This is a genomic window from Rhabdaerophilum sp., from assembly GCF_046092605.1.
Classification (GTDB): Bacteria; Pseudomonadota; Alphaproteobacteria; order Rhizobiales; family Beijerinckiaceae; genus Rhabdaerophilum.
Genome location: NZ_JBJTDY010000109.1, coordinates 44,336 through 62,547 on the forward strand (window position 1 = coordinate 44,336; position 18,212 = coordinate 62,547).

Below are 18,212 nucleotides of genomic sequence, written 5' to 3' on the forward strand. Positions count from 1 at the left end.
GAGCCCGTGCCGCCTGTCACGCGCGGATTGCTGCGCTATGTCGGCCAGGCCCTTCGCACTTGAGTTTGGGAGCCTCGCGGGCTATGCGGCGGCGAGGCATTCTTCATCCAACAGTGAGAGCATCATGGTCACGCAGCGCACCTTTTCCATCCTCAAGCCGGACGCGACCGAGCGCAACCTCACGGGCGCCATCAACGCCGTGATCGAGGGCGCCGGCCTGCGGATCATCGCGCAGAAGCGCATCCTGATGTCGAAGCGGGACGCCGAGACCTTCTATGCCGTGCACAGGGAGCGTCCGTTCTTCGGCGAACTCGTGGATTTCATGATCTCCGGCCCTGTCGTCGTCCAGGTTCTCGAAGGCGAGAACGCCGTGATGCGCTATCGCGAGATCATGGGTGCCACCAACCCGGCGAATGCCGCCGAGGGCACCATCCGCAAGAAGTTCGCCCGCTCGGTCGGCGAAAACTCGGTTCATGGCTCGGATAGCCCGGAGAATGCCGCGATCGAGATCGCGCAGTTCTTCTCGGGCAACGAGATCGTCGGCTGACGATGCCGCGCATCGTCGAGGGGTGGAGGCCGGGCGCGCTCGGCTTCATCATCGGCGAGCACGGGCAATGTTATGCCCGCCACTGGGGCTTCGGAGCTTTCTTCGAAGCGAGGGTCGCGGCGGGACTGGCAGAGTTCGCCGGTCGGATGGTGCCTTCCACCGACCGGTTTTTCCTCGCGGTTGATGATGCGGAACGCATCCTCGGCTCGCTGGTGCTGGATCTCACCGATCCCGGCCAGCCCGAGGGGGAGGCGCATCTGCGATGGTTCATCCTTCAGGATGGAGCGCGCGGGCAGGGCCTGGGCGAAAAGCTGATGGCCGCCGCCATGGCGCATTGCGATACGCATGCCCGCGCCCGCTGGCTCACCACCTTCGCGGGGCTCGATGCCGCCCGCGCGCTCTACGAGCGGCATGGCTTCGCGCTTCACCGCGAGGAGGAGGCCGCGAGCTGGGGCACCACCGTGCGCGAGCAGCTTTTCCGGCGACCAGCCCGCTGACCCCATCCGTTGATGGATGGTCCGCAAAACTTTGATTGGTCGCCGCGCAGGGATTCGGTCACAACAGGACTTCGGAAGGGCAAAGACATGGCTGCGCGCGATCTCGTTCTGGTGCTGATGCTGGTCACCCTCTGGGGGTCCACCTTCACCGCGATGAAGATTGGCGTGGTGGATGTGCCGCCGCTGCTGATCAACACCCTGCGCTTCGCGCTCAGCGCGTTCCCGGCGATCCTCTTCATTCCGCGCCCGAACGTGCCGCTCTGGACGCTTGTGAGCTTCGCACTGATCCTGTTCGGCGTGAAATTCACGGTGCTCTTCGCGGCGCTGAAGCTGGGGCTTCCGGCCGGTCTCGCCTCGATCGTGCTGCAGGTGCAGGTCTTCTTCACGATCTTCTTCGCGTTCCTCCTCCTCGGTGAGCGGCCGAGCCGCATGTCGATGATCGGCGCCGGCGTGGCCCTGATCGGGATGCTCGTCTTTGCCGAGGAGAAGATCGAGAACGCCGCGCTGCTGCCCTTCCTGCTCGGGCTGCTCGCGGCCCTGTTCTGGGGCTTTGCGAACATCATCGTGAAGAAGGCGAAGGCGCCGGATATTTTATCCTTCGTCGTCTGGGCAAGTGCGATCGCGACGCCCGTGCTGTTCGCGGCCTCGCTGATCGTCGATGGCCCAACGCGCGTGTTTACGATCCTCGCTGCACCCGGCTGGACGACCATTCTCGTCACGCTTTACCTCTCCTTCGGGGCGACGCTTTTCGGCTATTCGGTCTGGAACGGGCTGATTTCGCGCTATCCGGTCGCGACCGTCGGGCCTTTCGCTCTGCTGATCCCGGTTTCGGGCCTCGCCTGCGGGGCGATCTTCCTTGGCGAGACCTTCTCGGTGCAGGCGATGATCGCCTCGGCGATTGTCTTTCTCGGCCTGATGATCAATGTCTTCGGGGCCGGATCGTCATGAGGATGCGCGGATGAACGCCCCGTTTTCGCCCAAGCCTGCCTTCCGCACGTCCGTCTGCCCGCATGATTGCCCGAGCGCCTGCTCGCTCGAGGTCGAGGTGCTCTCCGAAGCGCGCATCGGCCGCGTGCGCGGGCTGAAGGCACAGACCTATACTGATGGCGTGATCTGCGCGAAGGTCGCGCGCTATGCCGAGCGCATCCACCACCCGGATCGGCTGACCGAACCGCTGCTGCGCACCGGCCCCAAGGGTTCGGGCCAGTTCCGGCCCATCGGCTGGGATGAGGCCTTGGATCGCGCGGCGGAGGCCTTCCTCGCCGCCGAGCGGCAGCAGGGAAGCGAGGCCATCTGGCCCTATTACTACGCCGGAACGATGGGCCTCGTGATGCGCGACGGCATCAATCGCCTGCGCCACGCGAAGAAATATTCCGGTTTCCACGACACGATCTGCACCAACATGGCCTGGACCGGCTTCGTCGCCGGCACGGGACGCCTGGCGGGCGTCGATCCGCGCGAGATGGCCGAAAGCGAGATCATCGTGATCTGGGGCACGAATGCCGTGCACACCCAGGTGAACGTGATGCATCACGCCATCAAGGCGCGGAAGACGAATGGCACGCCGATCGTCGCGGTCGATGTCTACATGAACGAGACGATGCGGCAGGCCGACCACGCGCTTCTCGTGCGACCCGGCACGGATGGCGCGCTGGCGACCGGCATTCTCCATGTGCTGCTGCGCGAGAACCTCGCGGATCGCGATTACATGGCGCGGTTCACGGATTTCTCGCCCGAATTCGAGGCGCATCTCGCGCTCCGCACGCCGGAATGGGCGGAGGCGATCTGCGGGGTGCCGGCCGCGGAGATCGAGGCTATCGCACGCCTTCTGGGCCAGAAGCGCCGCGCCTTCTTCCGGTTGGGCTATGGCTTCGCCCGCCAGCGCAACGGCGCGGTGAACATGCATGCGGCCCTGTGCATCCCCACGATGCTTGGCGCGTGGCAGCACCGGGGCGGCGGCGCTTTCCACTCGAATTCCGGCACCTTCGGCCTGCGGAAAACGATGATCGAGGGCCTCGATGTGATCGACCGCTCGATCCGCAAGCTCGATCAATCGCGGATCGGCGACATTCTGCTCGGTGAACCCCACGCCTTGCGCCACAAGGGGCCGGTGACGGCGTTGTTCATCCAGAACACCAATCCGGTCTCGGTCGCGCCGGAGCAGGAGAAGGTGAAGAAGGGTTTTGCCCGCGAGGATCTCTTCACGGTCGTCCACGAGCAATTCATGACCGAAACGGCCGCCATGGCCGATCTCGTTTTGCCCGCGACGATGTTCATGGAGCATGACGATCTCTATCAGGGCGGCGGGCACACGCATCTCATGCTCGGCCCGAAGCTGATCGAGCCGCCGGGCCTATGCCGCTCGAACCACGAGGTGATCGTGGGGCTCGCCAGGCGCCTTGGCGCGGAGCATCCCGGCTTCGACATGAGCCCGCGCGAGCATATCGACTTCGCGTTGGTTCAGGCTGGCCAGGGCTCGCTCGAAGAGATTGAAAAAGAGGGCTTCATCGATACCGATCCGCCTTTCGAGCGGGCGCATTATCTCGCCGGCTTCGGCCATCGCGACGGGAGGTTCCATTTCTCGCCGAACTGGCGGAAAGTGCCGCTCGCCAATGACGGCCTGATGGGTCCGTGGGAGACGATGCCGCGTTTCCCCGACCATTGGGCGGTGATCGAGGCGGCGGATGCGGCGCATCCGTTCCGGCTTGTCACGGCGCCGGCGCGCTCCTTCCTGAACTCGACCTTCAACGAGACGCCGGGCAGCCTGAAGAAAGAGGGCGAGCCGCATCTGCTGCTCCACCCGGAGGATGCCCAGAGCCTCGGCGTGGTCGAGGGCGACCTCCTGCGGGTCCATAATCCGCGCGGTGAGGTGATCCTGAAGACGATGCTCTTCGATGGCCTGCGGCGTGGCGTGGTGATCGCGGAATCGATCTTCCCCAATGCTGCGCATCGCGGTGGCAAGGGCATCAACACGCTCACGGGGTCCGATCCCGTCGCGCCGCATGGTGGCGCAGCCTTCCACGACAATCGCGTGGCGATCGCAAAAGCATTTTCAAGCGAAGCATGTCCTCGGACTTGATCCGGGGATGACCACCGGTTCGCGTGAAGAAAATGCGTCTGATTCGAAGGAAAATGCCTGATCAGGCGGCGAGCCGCGCCGTCTCTTCGTCGCTGAAATAGAGCGCGATCATCCGGTCGCGATAGGCCCGGAGGGCCGGGTGACGCCTCGCCTCGTCATGCAGGGGGGACGCGAAGAAATCCGTCAACAGCGCGGCGATGGTGCCGAACACGCTGCCATCCGCGCCGGAGGGCGCATCCCCGCCGATGAAGGGCTTGTCCTCCAGCCGTTTCGCGAGGGCCTGCACGCCCCGCGCGCCGATGGCCAGACGCTCCGCGGCATCATAGCGCCCGAAGCCCTGGCCCCAGAGGTTGCGACGCACCGGCCGGCGCACCATCGCCACGATGATCGGGCGGATCACGGCGGGCGCATCATCGAAGAAATGGCGCGGGCCCTTGTCGAAATTGACGTCGAGCATCCAGCGATCATAGACCAGCGCCCAGTAAAGGTGATCCTCGCACATCTTCTCGAAGGCCCAGCCGATGGCAGCCCCCTCAGGCGAGATCTCTGCATCGAAGCGCGCGCCATGCTTCGTTTCGAGATGGAAGCGGATGAGCGTCGAATCCGGGATGATCCGCCCGTCATCCTCGATGATCGGGAATTTGCCCTTGGGCGCCTTCCTGAAATCCGCCTTGCAGGTCTCGTAAGGCAGCTTCGCCATGCGCAGCAGCAGATGCGCCTTCACGACGAAGGGGCTGGGGTCCAAAAGGCCGAAATGGGGTCCGAACACGTGCAGCTTGATCATGACAGCCTCCTGACAAAACGAGATGCCTTGTGCTACTGCCTATCTCCTGACATCCTCTGTCAGGAGCATGCGATGATCCATGCTCAGGGCTTGTTCGGGAGGAAGGGAGCATGGCGCGCGCCGACCGGCTGATGCAGTTGACGCAGGTTCTCAGGCGCTATCGCCGACCGGTCACCGCGACGATGCTCGCCGAGGAGACCGGCGTCTCCGAACGCACGATCTACCGCGACATCATCAGCCTGCAGGTCTCGGGCGTGCCGGTGCGCGGGGAAGCGGGCATCGGCTATGTGCTCGAGAGCGGGTTCGATCTGCCGCCGTTGATGTTCACGCCGGAGGAATGCGAGGCGCTGATGCTGGGCCTGCGTTTCGTGCGCGAGCGCTCGGATTCCGGCCTGCAGCGGGTGATCGACGATACCCGCGCGAAGATCGAGGCCATCCTCCCGCCTGCGCTGAAGGAGAGCTTCAACGCCGCGCCGCTCTTCGCGCCGGTCTATCGCCCGCGTGAGGTTGCACGCATTGACGAGGGGGCGCTGCGGCGCGCGCTGCGGGAATGGCGGAAAATCCGCATCCGCTACCGCGACGTGAAGGAGGAGGTGACGATCCGCGTGATCTGGCCCGTGGCACTCGGCTATTTCGAGACCACGCGCGGCCTCTCGGGCTGGTGCGAGATGCGGCAGGGCTTCCGGCATTTCCGCACGGATCGCATCGAGGAACTCAGCCTGCTCGACGAGAAAATCCCGCGCCGGCGGGCGCTGCTCATGCGCGATTGGGAGGATGCACGCGACGCGGAGCATGCCGCCACGGGCGACCGCGACCGGCCGATCAGCCGGCTGGTGTGATCCGAACGCGACGCCCCTCGACCACCAGACGATCCGCAGCGAGAAGCCGCAGGGTTTCGGGATAGATCCGGTGCTCCTCGGCCAGCACGCGCGCGGCGAGCGTCTCCTCGGTGTCGTCATCGAGCACCGGCACGGCGGCCTGCAGGATGATCGGCCCCTCATCCATGCCCGGTGTCACGAAATGCGTGGTGCAGCCGTGGAATTTCACACCTTCTTCCAGCGCGCGGGCATGGGTATCGAGGCCCTTGAAGCCCGGCAGCAGGGCGGGGTGGATGTTGATCATCCGGCCCGACCAGCTCTCGCAGAATTCCGGCGTGAGCAACCGCATGAAGCCCGCAAGGCAGATGATTTCCGCTCTGGCCTTCACGAGTTCTGCCTGCATCGCGGCATCGAAAGCCGCGCGATCCTTGCCGTAAAGCTTGCTCGGAACGACAGCAGCGGGAATGCCCTCGGCGGCCGCAAAAGCGAGGCCCGCAGCCTCGGGCCTGTTCGACAGCACGAGCACGATCCTGGCCGGAAAGTCGGGGTCGGCCTGCGCCGCCTTCACCAGCGCGGCCATGTTGGAACCGCGCCCGGAAATCAGGATCGCGACACGTTTCTTCACCACATCACACCTTGAGGTGGCCAACCGGGCGCACGCGCGGCTCGTCCGTGGCCCTGACGATCTCGCCGAAGCGGATCACGTTCTCGCCTTCGGCCACGAGCGCCGCGGCAACGGAATCGGCCATCGCGGGCGCGACCACCACGACCATGCCGATTCCGCAATTGAAGGTGCGGATCATCTCGCTTTCCGCCACGCCTCCCGCCTGGGCGAGCCAGCCGAAAACCGGCGGAACATCAATCGCCGAGAGATTGATCAAGGCGCCGAGGCCATCGGGCAGCACGCGCGGAATGTTGTCGATGAAGCCTCCGCCGGTGATATGCGCCAGAGCCTTGATTCCGGCGCCTGCTTGGCTCTTCAGCGCGGCCAGCAGCGATTTCACATAGATGCGCGTGGGTTCGAGCAAAGCTTCGCCCAGTTTCGTGCCCGGCGCGAAGGGCGCCTCATCCTGCCACCGGAGACCGGCATGTTCGACGATACGGCGCACGAGGCTGAAGCCGTTGGAATGCACGCCGGAGGAGGCAAGCCCGAGAATGACATCGCCCGACTCCACGCCATCAAGGCGCGGCAGCAGGGTGCCGCGCTCGGCCGCGCCGACGGCAAAGCCCGCGAGATCGTAATCGCCCCTGGCGTAAAGCCCGGGCATCTCGGCGGTTTCGCCGCCGATCAGCGCCGCGCCGGCAAGACGGCAGCCCTCGGCAATGCCGCGAACAATCTCGATGCCGACGCGCGGCTCGAGCTTGCCTGTCGCGTAGTAATCCAGGAACAGCAGCGGTTCCGCGCCCTGCACGACGAGATCGTTCACGCACATCGCCACGAGGTCGATGCCGATCGTGTGATGGATGCCGGTCTCGATCGCGATCTTGACCTTCGTGCCCACGCCATCATTCGCGGCAACGAGAATGGGATCGGTGAATCCCGCCGCCTTGAGATCGAAGAGGCCGCCGAAGCCACCGATCTCGGCATCCGCCCCCGGCCGGCGCGTGGCGCGCACCAGCGGCCTGATTTCATCCACCATGGCGTTGCCCGCGTCGATATCGACGCCGGCCTGGGCATAGGTGAGGCCGTTCGAACCGGGATTTCTGGCAGTCACAGGTCTCGTTGCTCCGCTGAAATGGGGCGCGCGGGGGTGGCGAACCCTCGAAAACACCAGTTTGGGCAAAATGCAACCTTTTCGAGCCGCCACTGATCGTGACGGCTGGGGATGCAAACAGGCCGAAAAAGAAATTCGCCCCTCTTGCAAACCTCGCGAGGTGCCGAAACAAACCACTGTTCTGTCGAGGCTTTCGTTGATTCGTCCGACCAAATAACGGCATGATCGCGTTTGTTTTCGCACGGCAAGCCGGGGCCTTCGGAACCCGCAGCCGGCCATCCGCCCGAACCTCCGGGCTCCTGCGCCTCAAGGAACCCTGCGCCTTAAGGAACCCTGCGCCTCAAGGAACAAGGGCTTGCTTGATCACGCCATGGTCGGAGGGTAGCTTCTCGCCATGACGATCCCCAACGCGCTGACGCTGTTTCGGCTGTGCCTCATTCCGCTGATCGTGGTGTTGATCCAGGATCGGTCGTTTCATCTTGCCTTTGCGGTGTTCCTGGTCGCCGGGCTGACCGATGCCGTGGACGGCTTCATCGCCCGCCGCTTCAAGATGCAGAGCGAGGTCGGGGCCTATCTCGATGCGCTGGCCGACAAATCCCTCATTGCCGCGAGCTTCATCGCACTTTTCGCGACCGGGGCCCTGCCTTACTGGCTCGTGGTGCTGGTGATTTTCCGCGACCTGATGATCGTCGGCGCGGTGGCCATCGCCTGGCTGCTCGAGAATCCCATTCCCATCGAGCCGCTGCTGATCTCGAAATGCAACACGGCCGCGCAGATCGGCGCCGTGGCCTTCACGCTGGCGGCGGGAAGTTTCCTCGTCCCCACGCCCGGCACTCACCAGATCGTCCATCTCGTCGTTGCGCTCTTGACCGTCGTCTCCGTGGGCGCCTACTTCGTGAAATGGTTCCGGCATATGGCCGGGTGAGGAAGAGAAGGCGGGCACGCCCGATGAGGCTACCATGACGCTTCAGCGCCAGATCGGGTTCTGGCTCGCGTGCCTCGCGGGCTTCATTGTCTTCCTTTATCTGTTTTCGGGCGTGCTGATGCCTTTCGTGGCGGCGATCATCCTCGCCTATCTGCTCGACCCGATCGTGGATCGTCTCGTGAAGCTGGGTCTGTCGCGGCTCGTCGCCACCTTGCTGATCATGCTTCTGGTGACGCTGGCCTTCGTGCTTGTGCTGCTGGCGGCCGTGCCTGTGCTCGTCAACCAGCTCTCCTCCTTCATCGACAAGGTGCCAGGTTACGTCTCGCGGCTGCAGGTGCTGATCGCGGAGCAGGGCGGCCCGCTGATCGAGCGCTTCGGCGGCCCCGAGCGGCTGAAGGAAGTACAGGCCGCGCTGCAGGGCGGCATGGGTGATGCCGCGAAATGGGCGGGTGGGGTTCTCACCTCCATCATCTCGGGTGGCTCCACGGTGGTGGGCTTGCTTTCCCTGCTGGTGCTCACGCCCGTGATCGCCTTCTACGTGCTGCTCGACTGGGACCATATGGTGAAAAAGGTGGATGGCTGGCTGCCGCGGCCGCAGGCTCCGGTGATCCGCGATCTCGCCCGGCAGATGGACCAGACCGTTGCCGGCTTCCTGCGGGGACAGGCTCTGCTGTGCCTGATCCTTGGCTTGTTCTACGCGGTGGGCCTCAGCCTGATCGGCCTCCATTTCGGGTTCCTCATCGGCATTGTCGCCGGCATCATCTCCTTCGTGCCGTTTGTCGGCTCCATCACGGGTCTGCTGATCGGGGGAGGGGTGGCCATCGCGCAATTCTGGCCGGAATACTGGTGGATTCTCGCGGTCATCGGCGTGTTCGGCCTTGGCCAGTTCATCGAGGGCAACATTCTCCAGCCGAAATTGCTGGGCGATGCGGTGGGTTTGCATCCGGTCTGGCTGATGTTCTCGCTGCTGGCCTTCGGCTCGCTTTTCGGCTTTGTCGGCGTGCTTCTGGCGGTGCCGGTGGCCGCCGCCATCGGTGTGCTGGTCCGCTTCGCGCTTTCCCAGTACATGACGAGCCGGCTCTACACCGGCAGCAAACCGCGCGATCTCGATTCGTGAACGCCGAAAGCCAGCTGCCGCTGCCCTTCGAGAGCGCGCCTTCCTATGGCCGCGAGGATTTCCTCGTGGGCAAGCCCAATGCCGGCGCCTTCGCTTATATCGAGCGCCATCCGCGCTGGCTGGCCCCGGCCGCCGTGCTCACCGGCCCGGAGGGCAGCGGCAAGAGCCATCTCGCGGCGATCTTCGCGCGAGGTGCCGGGGCTGCGACCATGCGGGCGGATCACCTCGCCTTCGAGGCGGTGCCGAGGCTCGCGCAATCCGGGGCCCTCGTGCTGGAAGATGCCGACCGCTTCCCCCCGGATGAGCGCGCCCTGTTCCACCTGCTGAACCTCGCCCGCGAGACCGGGCTCTTTCTCGTGATCACCGCGCGGGCCGCGCCCGAGAACTGGGGAATCGCGACGCCTGATCTCCTGTCGCGCCTCAGGGCCCAGCCGCGCCTCACGCTGGAACAACCGGATGAGGCCCTGCTTGGGGCGTTGTTCGTGAAGCTTTTCGCCGATCGGCAGATCGACGTCGAAGCGCCGGTCATCGCCTATGCGATGACCCGCATCGAGCGAAGCTACCGCGCTGTTCTCGGCCTCGTGGCGGCGCTCGATCAGCTTTCCCTGGTGCGCAAACGGCCGATCACCCGTGCGCTGGTGGCCGAATGCCTCGGCGATGCGCCGGGCGAAGAGGACGATGACCCCGAGGGATCCTGATGTTCTTGCTTTCGCCGTCGTGCGGGTGACATAATTTTCTGGTCGACGGATTTGCTTCCTGTCTCCTTTCCCCCCACCGGCTCCATGATTTCCAACGATACCTGCCCGCTCAGCCCCGACGACGTTGCGCAGCATCCGAGCCGCTTCATCAATCGCGAGCTGTCCTGGCTGCAGTTCAACCGGCGCGTGCTGGAAGAGGCGGGCAATACGCGCCACCCGCTGCTGGAGCAGTTGCGCTTCCTCTCGATCTCCGCGAACAATCTCGACGAATTCTTCATGGTCCGCGTTTCCGGCCTCATCGAACAGATGATCGCCGGGGTGCAGACCACCTCGGATGATGGCCTCACTCCCGAGCAGGCGCTGCTGGCGATCAATGGCGAGGTGGAGGCGCTGACCGCCGACCAGCAGGATCGCTGGCGCAAGCTGCGGCAGGCGATCGAGGCTGCGGGTATCACGGTCGTGGCCCCGCTCGACCTCATGGACGAGGATCGCGACGCCCTGCGCGACACCTTTCTCTCGGCGATCTTCCCGACCCTGACACCGCTCGCGATCGACCCTGCGCATCCCTTTCCGTTCATTCCCAATCTCGGCTTTTCCCTCGCGCTGTCGCTGCACAAGCAGAGCGACGGCAAGATGCTGAAGGCGCTGATCCGCCTGCCGCAGAAGCTCGAACGCTTCATCCGCCTGCCGGATCGCCTGGGGAAGTCGCGCTTCATCCTGCTCGAACACGCGATCACGCTCTTCGCGCCGAAGCTTTTCCCTGGCTATGCGCTCAAGGGCATCGGGGCCTTTCGCGTCATCCGCGACAGCGACATCGAGATCGAGGAAGAGGCGGAGGATCTCGTCCGCACCTTCGAGACCATGCTGAAGCGGCGCAAGCGCGGTGTGGTGATCCGCCTTGAGATCGAAGCGGCGATGCCGGAGGAGCTTCGCGCCTTCGTCGCACGGGAATTGCGCGTGAAGGCGCGCGAGGTCTTCATCATCGACGGCATGCTCGCATTGAATGATCTCTCGCAGCTCGTCTCGGTCGAGCGGCCCGACCTGAAATTCGAGCCGCATACGCCGCGCTTTCCCGAGCGCGTGCGCGAGCATGGCGGGGATTGCTTCGCCGCCATCCGCCAGAAGGATCTGATCGTCCACCACCCCTATGAAAGCTTCGACGTAGTGGTGAATTTCCTCGAGCAGGCCGCGCGCGACCCCAACGTGATCGCGATCAAGCAGACGCTCTACCGCACGAGCGCCAACAGCCCGATCGTGCGGGCCTTGTCGGAGGCTGCGGAGGCGGGGAAGAGCGTCACCGCCCTAGTGGAGCTGAAGGCACGCTTCGACGAGGAAGCGAATATCCGCTGGGCGCGCGACCTCGAACGCGCGGGCGTGCAGGTGGTCTACGGATTCATTGAACTCAAGACCCACGCGAAGCTGAGCCTGGTCGTGCGGCGCGAGGCGGCGGGCCTCGTCACCTATTGCCATGTGGGCACGGGCAACTACCACCCGATCACGGCGAAGATCTACACCGATCTGTCCTATTTCACCGCGGACCCGGTGCTGGGCCGAGATGTTGCGCGCATCTTCAATTTCATCACCGGCTATGCGGAACCCGCAGAGCTGGAGCAGATGGCGGTCTCGCCGGTCACGCTCAAGCGCAAGTTGCTGGATCACATCGCGGCGGAAATCGCCCATGTGAAGGCGGGAAAGCCCGGCGCGATCTGGGGAAAATGCAACAGCCTTGTCGATCCGGTGATCATCGACGCGCTTTATGAAGCGAGCCGCGCGGGCGTGCAGGTCGATCTCGTCGTGCGTGGAATCTGCTGCCTCAGGCCGGGGATTCCCGGCTTCTCGGACAATATCCGCGTGAAGTCCATCGTCGGCCGCTTTCTGGAGCATGCGCGCATCTATGCCTTCGGCAATGGCCATGGTCTGCCGCACGAGAAGGCGACGGTTTATATCGCGTCGGCCGATCTCATGCCGCGCAATCTCGACCGTCGGGTGGAGGCGCTGTGCCCCATCGTCAACCCCACAGTGCATGAGCAGGTTCTCGGCCAGATCATGCAGGCCAACTTTCTCGACAATGAACAGAGCTGGCGGGTCTTGCCTGATGGCTCGTCCTCGCGCATGAGTGCCGCGCAAGGCGAGGAGCCCTTCAACGCTCACCGCTATTTCATGACGAATCCGAGCTTGTCTGGTCGTGGCGCCTCTCTCAAACTTTCGAGCCCCCGCACCCTTGCCAAACGGCGCGCCGGCGCCGGGTAAGCCGCCCGTTGGTTCGCTGACCTCGGGGCCGGTCGCCGTCATCGATATCGGCTCGAATTCGGTGCGCCTCGTGGCGTATGATCTCCATTCGCGCGCGCCGGTGCCGATGTTCAACGAGAAATCGCTGTGCGGCCTGGGGCGCGAGGTCGCCGTCACCGGCTTCCTGCCGAAAGACGGGCTGGAACAGGCGATTGCCGCGCTGAAGCGGTTTCGCGTCCTCTGCGACCTCATGCGGGTCGAGAAGCTTTATGTGCTGGCAACCGCCGCGGCCCGCCGCGCGCTGAACGGCCCGGCCTTCATCGCCGAGGTGCGCGACATTCTCGGCGCGGAAGTCACGGTGCTCACCGGTGCGGAGGAAGCGCGTCTCGCCGCGCTCGGCGTTCTCGCCGGTCTTGACGAGCCCGATGGCCTCGCGGGCGATCTCGGCGGCGGCAGTCTCGAATTGATCGACGTGAGGAACGGGGCTGCCGGGGAGGGGGTGAGCCTTGATCTCGGTGGCCTCGCCCTGCGCGATGCCTCGGGAAAGAACCTCAAGAAGGCCGGCAGGATCGTGCAGGATGCGCTGTCCGGCGTGTCGGTCATCCGGCAGGGCGAGGGGCGCGACATCATCGCGATCGGTGGGACATGGCGTGCCATCGCGCGGCTGCACATGGCCAAGACGAACTATCCGCTGAACGTTCTGCATGGCTATGTCGCGGATGCGAAATCCATGACCGAATTCTGCCAGGACCTGCAGAAGATCGATCTCGACACCATGCCGGCCATCTCCGAGATCTCGAAGGAGCGCCGGCCCCTGATCGCCTATGGCGCACTGGTGCTGGAGCATTTGCTGCGCCTGAGCGGCGCGGCCCGGCTCCAGGTCTCCACCTCCGGCGTGCGCGAGGGCATGCTGCACGCGCTTTTGCCGCCGGAATTGCAGGCGCAGGACCCGCTGATCGTCGGCGCGCGGGCCTTGTCGGATCTCCATGCCCGCGACCCGGCCCATGCGGATGATCTCATCGCCTGGACGGATGAATTCGCCCGCTCGGCCTTTCTGGAGGAGCGGCGCGAGAGCCGCCGGCTGCGTCATGCCGCCTGCCTCATCTCCGAAGTCGCATGGCGCGCAAACCCCGATTACCGGGCCGAAGAGGCGAGCCGCATGATCGCCTATGCCGCATTGGGCGCCATCTCTCATCGCGAGCGCGCCTTCCTCGCGAGCGTGCAGCATGCCCGCTACGAGGGTCTCACCGAGAATGTCGTGCCACCCTTGCGCTCGCTGCTGTCTTTGCGCGAGATCGAGAATGCCCGCGCGCTGGGTTGTCTCATCCGGGTTGCCTACAACATTTCGGCCGGGCAGCGCGGCATCCTGCCGATGACGCCGATCCGGGTGGAAAATGGCAGGATCGTCCAGCACCTTCCGGAAGCTTTCGCAAACCTCAACAACGAACGCCTGACCGGACGATTGAAGCAGACCGCGAAGATGCTCAATCTGGGCTTCGAGGCCAGGACTGCAATCTGAGATTGCGCTTAAATCCTTTCGCTTTTGCCAATTTTTAACAAGTCGCTGTCACCATTTTTTGACTAATCGTCGGAGTCGCTGATGAAATTCGTTCGGTCTCTGTTTTCTGTCCAAACTCTCCGCAAGCAGTGGTTGTTTTGCTCCATTGGCCTGGTTGCCGTTGCCATCGTGGCCACGACGACCATTGGCCTCTCGCGGATGAACAGCAAGATCATGGAGGATATCGATCACGAGACGCGTCGGTCGATCCGCGTGGCCACGACGGTTCTCAATGATCGCGTACCGATTTTCCAAGTTGAGAACAACAGTGCCGGCGAGCCCGAAATTCTCAAGGTCGCCACTTCTGCCAGCTTGCTCGACAATATGTCGATCCCGGAACTGACGCAGATCGTTGATGTGATTTCGGCCGTGAACAAGGGCACGGCGACCTTGTTCCGTTGGGATTCGGCGAAAAAAGATTACATCCGCGTCGCAACCACCGTGAAGAAGCCGGATGGCACGCGCGCCACGGGAACCTTCCTCGGGCAGAATGGCGTGGTCTATCCTTTCATGCAGCGCAAAGAGGCCTATCGGGGCATCGCGCAGATTCTGGGCGAACCCTATCAGACCGGATATCTGCCGATTGTCGGCAGCAAAGGTGAGCCCATTGGCATTCTGTTTGTTGGCGTGGGCAAACTCAGTGAGCTTATGGATGCCTCCGACGCCCTGCTCAAAGAGATGATCGCGGCTGGGCTCGCGGTTCTCGCTTTGGGTATCGGGATCATCTTCCTGCTGTCGGGGCGGCTGCTGCGGCCGATCGTGGATGTCGCGTCGGCCACCAAGGCGATGGCGGCAGGGCAGGAAAACGTGACCGTTCCGCATGCCGACCGACCGGACGAAATCGGCGTGATCGCCAGGGCGGTGGGTGCCTTCGGCGAGGCCGTGAGCGCCCAGCGCAAGCTGGAATCCGAGCAGGCCTCCGCAGCGCGCCGCGTGGCTGAGCGCAAGGCGGAGATGGATCGGCTCGTTACGAATTTCCGCAATGCCATCTCGGCCAATTTCCAGCGCCTGCGCAGCGGCGCCGAGCAGGTGCGCGCGACCTCCGCGAATATCCGATCGGTCGTGACGATGGCCGGCAATCGCGTGGCTTCCGGTACCGAAGCTGCGGAAACCGGCGCGGAGGCGATCGCGGAGGTGGCGACCGCCACGCACCAGTTCGCGGGATCGATCGCCGAAATCGCCAACCGTTCGAACAACGCGGCCAGTGTCGTGCGCCAGGCCTCGGATTCCGGCCGTCGCGCCGAGATGGTCTCGGGCGAGCTCTCCTCGGTGGTCGAGCGCATCTCGGAAGCGGTATCGGTGATCTCCTCGATTGCCTCGCAAACCAATCTGCTGGCGCTGAACGCGACCATCGAGGCTGCGCGGGCCGGGGAGGCTGGCCGCGGCTTCGCGGTCGTGGCGAGTGAAGTGAAAGAGCTGTCGCAGGGCACCTCGAAGGCCGCGACCGAGATCGCGGAGCTCGTGAAATCCATCGAAGGCGTGACCGGCGCCGTCACGAGTGCGACGCGCGAGATCGGGGAAGGCCTGAGTTCGATCAACGAGACGACCATGGCCATCGCGGCGGCCGTGACCGAGCAGGAGCAGGTGACGCGCGATATCGCCGACAATGCCGGTGCAGCGTCCCAGCGTTCGGACACGATCCGCTCGGGCTTCGCGGATGTGCGCCGCGCCATCGACGAGACCGCGCATGCGGCCACGGCGCTCGATGGCCTGTCGCATGAATTCGCCGCGTCCTCGGATGCGCTGATCCGAGAATTCGAGACCTTCCTCGAGAGGATGGCGGCCTAGTCGCGGGCGGGATCGGGCCTCGGGACAGCAACCACGCGGCCCTTTTCCAGACCGAGCGTGACTTCACCACGGATGAGCTTCACGGCGAGGTCGCCATAGATCTCGCCCTTCCAGCCCTGCAGGATGGGGTGCGGATCATCCGGGCGGGCAGCGAGCTGCTCCACCTCATCCGCCGCGCCGATGAGGCGCGAGGCGACCTGATGACGATCCGCCACGGCCTGCAGCAACACCTTCAGCAATTGCACCAGAGCGCCGGAGACATTCGGGCGATCCGGCTCCGGCGGGGGGAGAATCGACGGATCGAGCGAGCGGGCCCGTTCCAGCGCCTCCAGAATGTCGCCACCGGCGCGGCTGCGCTCGAAACCATTGGGCACGGCGCGCAATTGCCCGAGTTCGGCCACCGATTTCGGATTGGCCATGGCGATTTCAACCAGCGCATCGTCCTTCAGCACGCGCCCGCGGGGAACATCCCGCGTCATCGCCTCGTGCTCGCGCCAGGCCGCGAGTTCCATCAGGGCAAGCTTCTCGGCGGGCTTGCGCAAACGGGCCTTGATGCGCAGCCAGGCTTCCTGCGGCGGTGTTTCATAGTTGCGGGGATTGGCCAGGGCGGCCATTTCGCCCGCGACCCAATCCTCGCGCCTGTTCCGCTCGATGCGGGCCGAGAGCTTCTCGTAGACCACGCGCAGATGCGTGACGTCGGCGGCGGCATAGACCAGCTGAGCGGCGGAAAGCGGCCGGCGCGACCAATCCGTGAAACGCGAGGACTTGTCGATCTTCGCATGTGCCAACCCGCTCGCGAGGCTCTCATAGCCGATCTGCTCGCCATAGCCGCAGACCATGGCGGAGATCTGCGTATCGACCAGCGGGGAGGGGATGACGCCGCCCTTCTGCCAGATGATTTCCAGATCTTGCCGGGCGGCATGGAACACCTTGATGACGGCCGGGTTGGTCATCAGCGCGAAAAAGGGGGCGAGATCGAGCTCCGGCGCCTGGGTATCCACGAGGACGATCTCGTTCTCGCCGGCCATCTGGATCAGGCAGAGCCTGGGGTAGTAGGTCGTCTCCCGCATGAATTCGGTGTCGACCGTGACAAAGCTCTCCTCCGCGAGCCGTTCGCAGGCTTCCGCCAGCGCGCGCGTGGAGGTGATGAGCTGGGGGAGGTGCGAAGCGTCGACCGGAGACATCAAAACGGGCCTTAACGCAAAAAAACCGGCCTGTCGCCTCTCATTTCGGTCATGTCCGGGCTGAGCTTCGGGCCTGCGGGCGGCATTCCTGGCTTTCCATGGGGGCAAGCCTTGACAACGGGTGCTGTCGCCGCTTCTGTCCGCCCCGGTTTTCATGAGAGAGGAATTCGCTTTGCGGATTCGCTCGGCCTTCCTGTCAACGAGCCTTTCCGATGCATCGCTACCGTTCCCACACCTGCGGCGGGCTTTCTGCCTCCGATATCGGCACGATCGCCCGCCTCTCCGGCTGGTGCCATCGCATCCGCGATCATGGCGGCGTGCTCTTCATCGACCTGCGCGACCATTACGGCATGACGCAGATCGTGGTCGATCCGGATAGCCCCGCCTTCAAGGCCGCCGAGAAGCTGCGCTCGGAATGGGTGATCCGCGTCGATGGCAAGGTGCGGGCGAGGCCCCCCGGCACGGAGAACGCCAATCTCGCGACCGGGCAGGTCGAGATGTTCGTGACCGATATCGAGGTTTTGGGCGAAGCCAAGGAACTGCCGGTTCCGGTGTTCGGCGATATCGAATACCCCGAGGATCAGCGCCTGAAGTATCGCTTCCTCGATCTGAGGCGCGAGAAGCTCCACAACAACATCATGACCCGCGTGAAGGTCATCGATTCCATGCGCCGACGCATGAAGGACGCAGGCTTCAACGAGTTCTCGACACCCATTCTCACGGCTTCCTCGCCCGAGGGCGCGCGCGACTTCCTCGTGCCGAGCCGCATTCATCCCGGCACGTTCTATGCGCTGCCGCAGGCCCCGCAGCAATACAAGCAGCTCCTGATGATGGCGGGCTTCGACCGGTATTTCCAGATCGCGCCGTGTTTCCGGGATGAAGACCCGCGCGCGGATCGCCTGCCGGGCGAATTCTACCAGCTCGACGTGGAAATGAGCTTCGTGGAGCAGGACGACGTCTTCGCCACGATGGAACCCGTCATTCGCGGCCTGTTCGAGGAATTTTCGGGCGGCCGGCCGGTGACGCCGTCGCCCTGGCCGCGCATCCGCTATGCCGAGGCACTCGCGAAATACGGCTCCGACAAGCCGGATCTGCGCAACCCGATTCAGATGCAGGATGTTTCCGAGCATTTCCGGGGCTCGGGCTTCAAGATTTTCGCGCGCATGCTCGAAGACCCCAAGAACCGCGTCTGGGCCATTCCGTCAAAGACCGGCGGCTCCCGCGCTTTCTGCGATCGCATGAATTCCTGGGCGCAGGGTGAAGGCCAGCCGGG

The 18,212-nt window shown here is 64.4% G+C and carries 16 protein-coding genes; 12 read left to right on the top strand and 4 right to left on the bottom strand.

The window, feature by feature from the left end; translation table 11 throughout:
- Window positions 1-124 precede the first annotated feature (124 nt).
- From ndk to ACKODO_RS08625, 4 genes are all read left to right on the top strand, one after another.
- On the top strand, window positions 125-547 hold the full coding sequence (gene ndk, locus ACKODO_RS08610) for a nucleoside-diphosphate kinase (RefSeq protein ID WP_408983027.1): 423 nt from the start codon (window positions 125-127) through the stop codon (window positions 545-547).
- 2 nt (window positions 548-549) lie between these two features.
- On the top strand, window positions 550-1,044 hold the full coding sequence (locus ACKODO_RS08615) for a GNAT family N-acetyltransferase (RefSeq protein ID WP_408983028.1): 495 nt from the start codon (window positions 550-552) through the stop codon (window positions 1,042-1,044).
- A gap of 87 nt (window positions 1,045-1,131) precedes the next feature.
- Entirely contained in the window at window positions 1,132-1,992 is an 861-nt protein-coding gene (locus ACKODO_RS08620) for an EamA family transporter (protein ID WP_408983029.1), read from the top strand.
- A gap of 10 nt (window positions 1,993-2,002) precedes the next feature.
- Window positions 2,003-4,123, top strand: coding sequence for a molybdopterin-dependent oxidoreductase (locus tag ACKODO_RS08625; protein ID WP_408983030.1), 2,121 nt, complete (start codon window positions 2,003-2,005; stop codon window positions 4,121-4,123).
- A 61-nt stretch (window positions 4,124-4,184) separates the two neighbouring features.
- Here ACKODO_RS08625 and ACKODO_RS08630 read toward each other — a convergent pair whose 3' ends face one another.
- Window positions 4,185-4,907, bottom strand: coding sequence for a glutathione S-transferase family protein (locus tag ACKODO_RS08630; protein ID WP_408983031.1), 723 nt, complete (start codon window positions 4,905-4,907; stop codon window positions 4,185-4,187).
- Between the two features lie 110 nt (window positions 4,908-5,017).
- Here ACKODO_RS08630 and ACKODO_RS08635 point away from each other — a divergent pair, with 110 nt between their 5' ends.
- Window positions 5,018-5,746 (top strand): helix-turn-helix transcriptional regulator, encoded by a 729-nt coding sequence (locus tag ACKODO_RS08635; RefSeq protein WP_408983032.1) that lies wholly within the window; start codon window positions 5,018-5,020, stop codon window positions 5,744-5,746.
- On the opposite strand, the gene purN is transcribed toward ACKODO_RS08635, so the two are convergent.
- Window positions 5,730-6,353, bottom strand: coding sequence for a phosphoribosylglycinamide formyltransferase (gene purN / locus ACKODO_RS08640; RefSeq protein ID WP_408983033.1), 624 nt, complete (start codon window positions 6,351-6,353; stop codon window positions 5,730-5,732). The two genes, ACKODO_RS08635 and purN, sit on opposite strands and share 17 nt — an antisense overlap.
- Before the next feature lies 1 nt (window position 6,354).
- Entirely contained in the window at window positions 6,355-7,440 is a 1,086-nt protein-coding gene (purM, locus tag ACKODO_RS08645) for a phosphoribosylformylglycinamidine cyclo-ligase (protein ID WP_408983034.1), read from the bottom strand.
- A gap of 394 nt (window positions 7,441-7,834) precedes the next feature.
- Here purM and ACKODO_RS08650 point away from each other — a divergent pair, with 394 nt between their 5' ends.
- The 6 genes from ACKODO_RS08650 to ACKODO_RS08675 all read left to right on the top strand — a co-directional run bounded on the left by ACKODO_RS08650 (window position 7,835) and on the right by ACKODO_RS08675 (window position 15,755).
- The gene (locus tag ACKODO_RS08650; protein ID WP_408983035.1) at window positions 7,835-8,365 is read left to right on the top strand and encodes a CDP-alcohol phosphatidyltransferase family protein; all 531 of its coding nucleotides are present in this window, start codon (window positions 7,835-7,837) and stop codon (window positions 8,363-8,365) included.
- A 34-nt stretch (window positions 8,366-8,399) separates the two neighbouring features.
- Window positions 8,400-9,482, top strand: coding sequence for an AI-2E family transporter (locus tag ACKODO_RS08655; RefSeq protein WP_408983036.1), 1,083 nt, complete (start codon window positions 8,400-8,402; stop codon window positions 9,480-9,482).
- Window positions 9,479-10,180, top strand: coding sequence for a hypothetical protein (locus ACKODO_RS08660; RefSeq protein WP_408983037.1), 702 nt, complete (start codon window positions 9,479-9,481; stop codon window positions 10,178-10,180). Before ACKODO_RS08655 ends, ACKODO_RS08660 begins: the two co-directional genes overlap by 4 nt.
- Before the next feature lie 84 nt (window positions 10,181-10,264).
- Window positions 10,265-12,430, top strand: a complete 2,166-nt coding sequence (locus ACKODO_RS08665; RefSeq protein ID WP_408983038.1) for an RNA degradosome polyphosphate kinase — start codon at window positions 10,265-10,267, stop codon at window positions 12,428-12,430.
- Entirely contained in the window at window positions 12,402-13,928 is a 1,527-nt protein-coding gene (locus ACKODO_RS08670; protein ID WP_408983039.1) for an exopolyphosphatase, read from the top strand. The genes ACKODO_RS08665 and ACKODO_RS08670 overlap by 29 nt, the downstream gene beginning before the upstream one ends.
- Window positions 13,929-14,096: 168 nt before the next feature.
- Window positions 14,097-15,755 carry a methyl-accepting chemotaxis protein gene (locus ACKODO_RS08675; protein WP_408983040.1) on the top strand — a complete coding sequence of 553 codons (1,659 nt, stop codon included), beginning with the start codon at window positions 14,097-14,099 and terminating at the stop codon, window positions 15,753-15,755.
- Here ACKODO_RS08675 and rnd read toward each other — a convergent pair.
- Window positions 15,752-16,939: a ribonuclease D gene (gene rnd / locus ACKODO_RS08680; RefSeq protein ID WP_408983041.1), complete on the bottom strand. Its 1,188-nt coding sequence runs from the start codon at window positions 16,937-16,939 to the stop codon at window positions 15,752-15,754. The two genes, ACKODO_RS08675 and rnd, sit on opposite strands and share 4 nt — an antisense overlap.
- 212 nt (window positions 16,940-17,151) lie before the next feature.
- Between rnd and aspS the strand changes: the two genes are divergently transcribed.
- Window positions 17,152-18,212, top strand: a 1,061-nt coding sequence (gene aspS, locus ACKODO_RS08685) for an aspartate--tRNA ligase (protein ID WP_408983042.1), incomplete at its 3' end; no start/stop codon positions are given.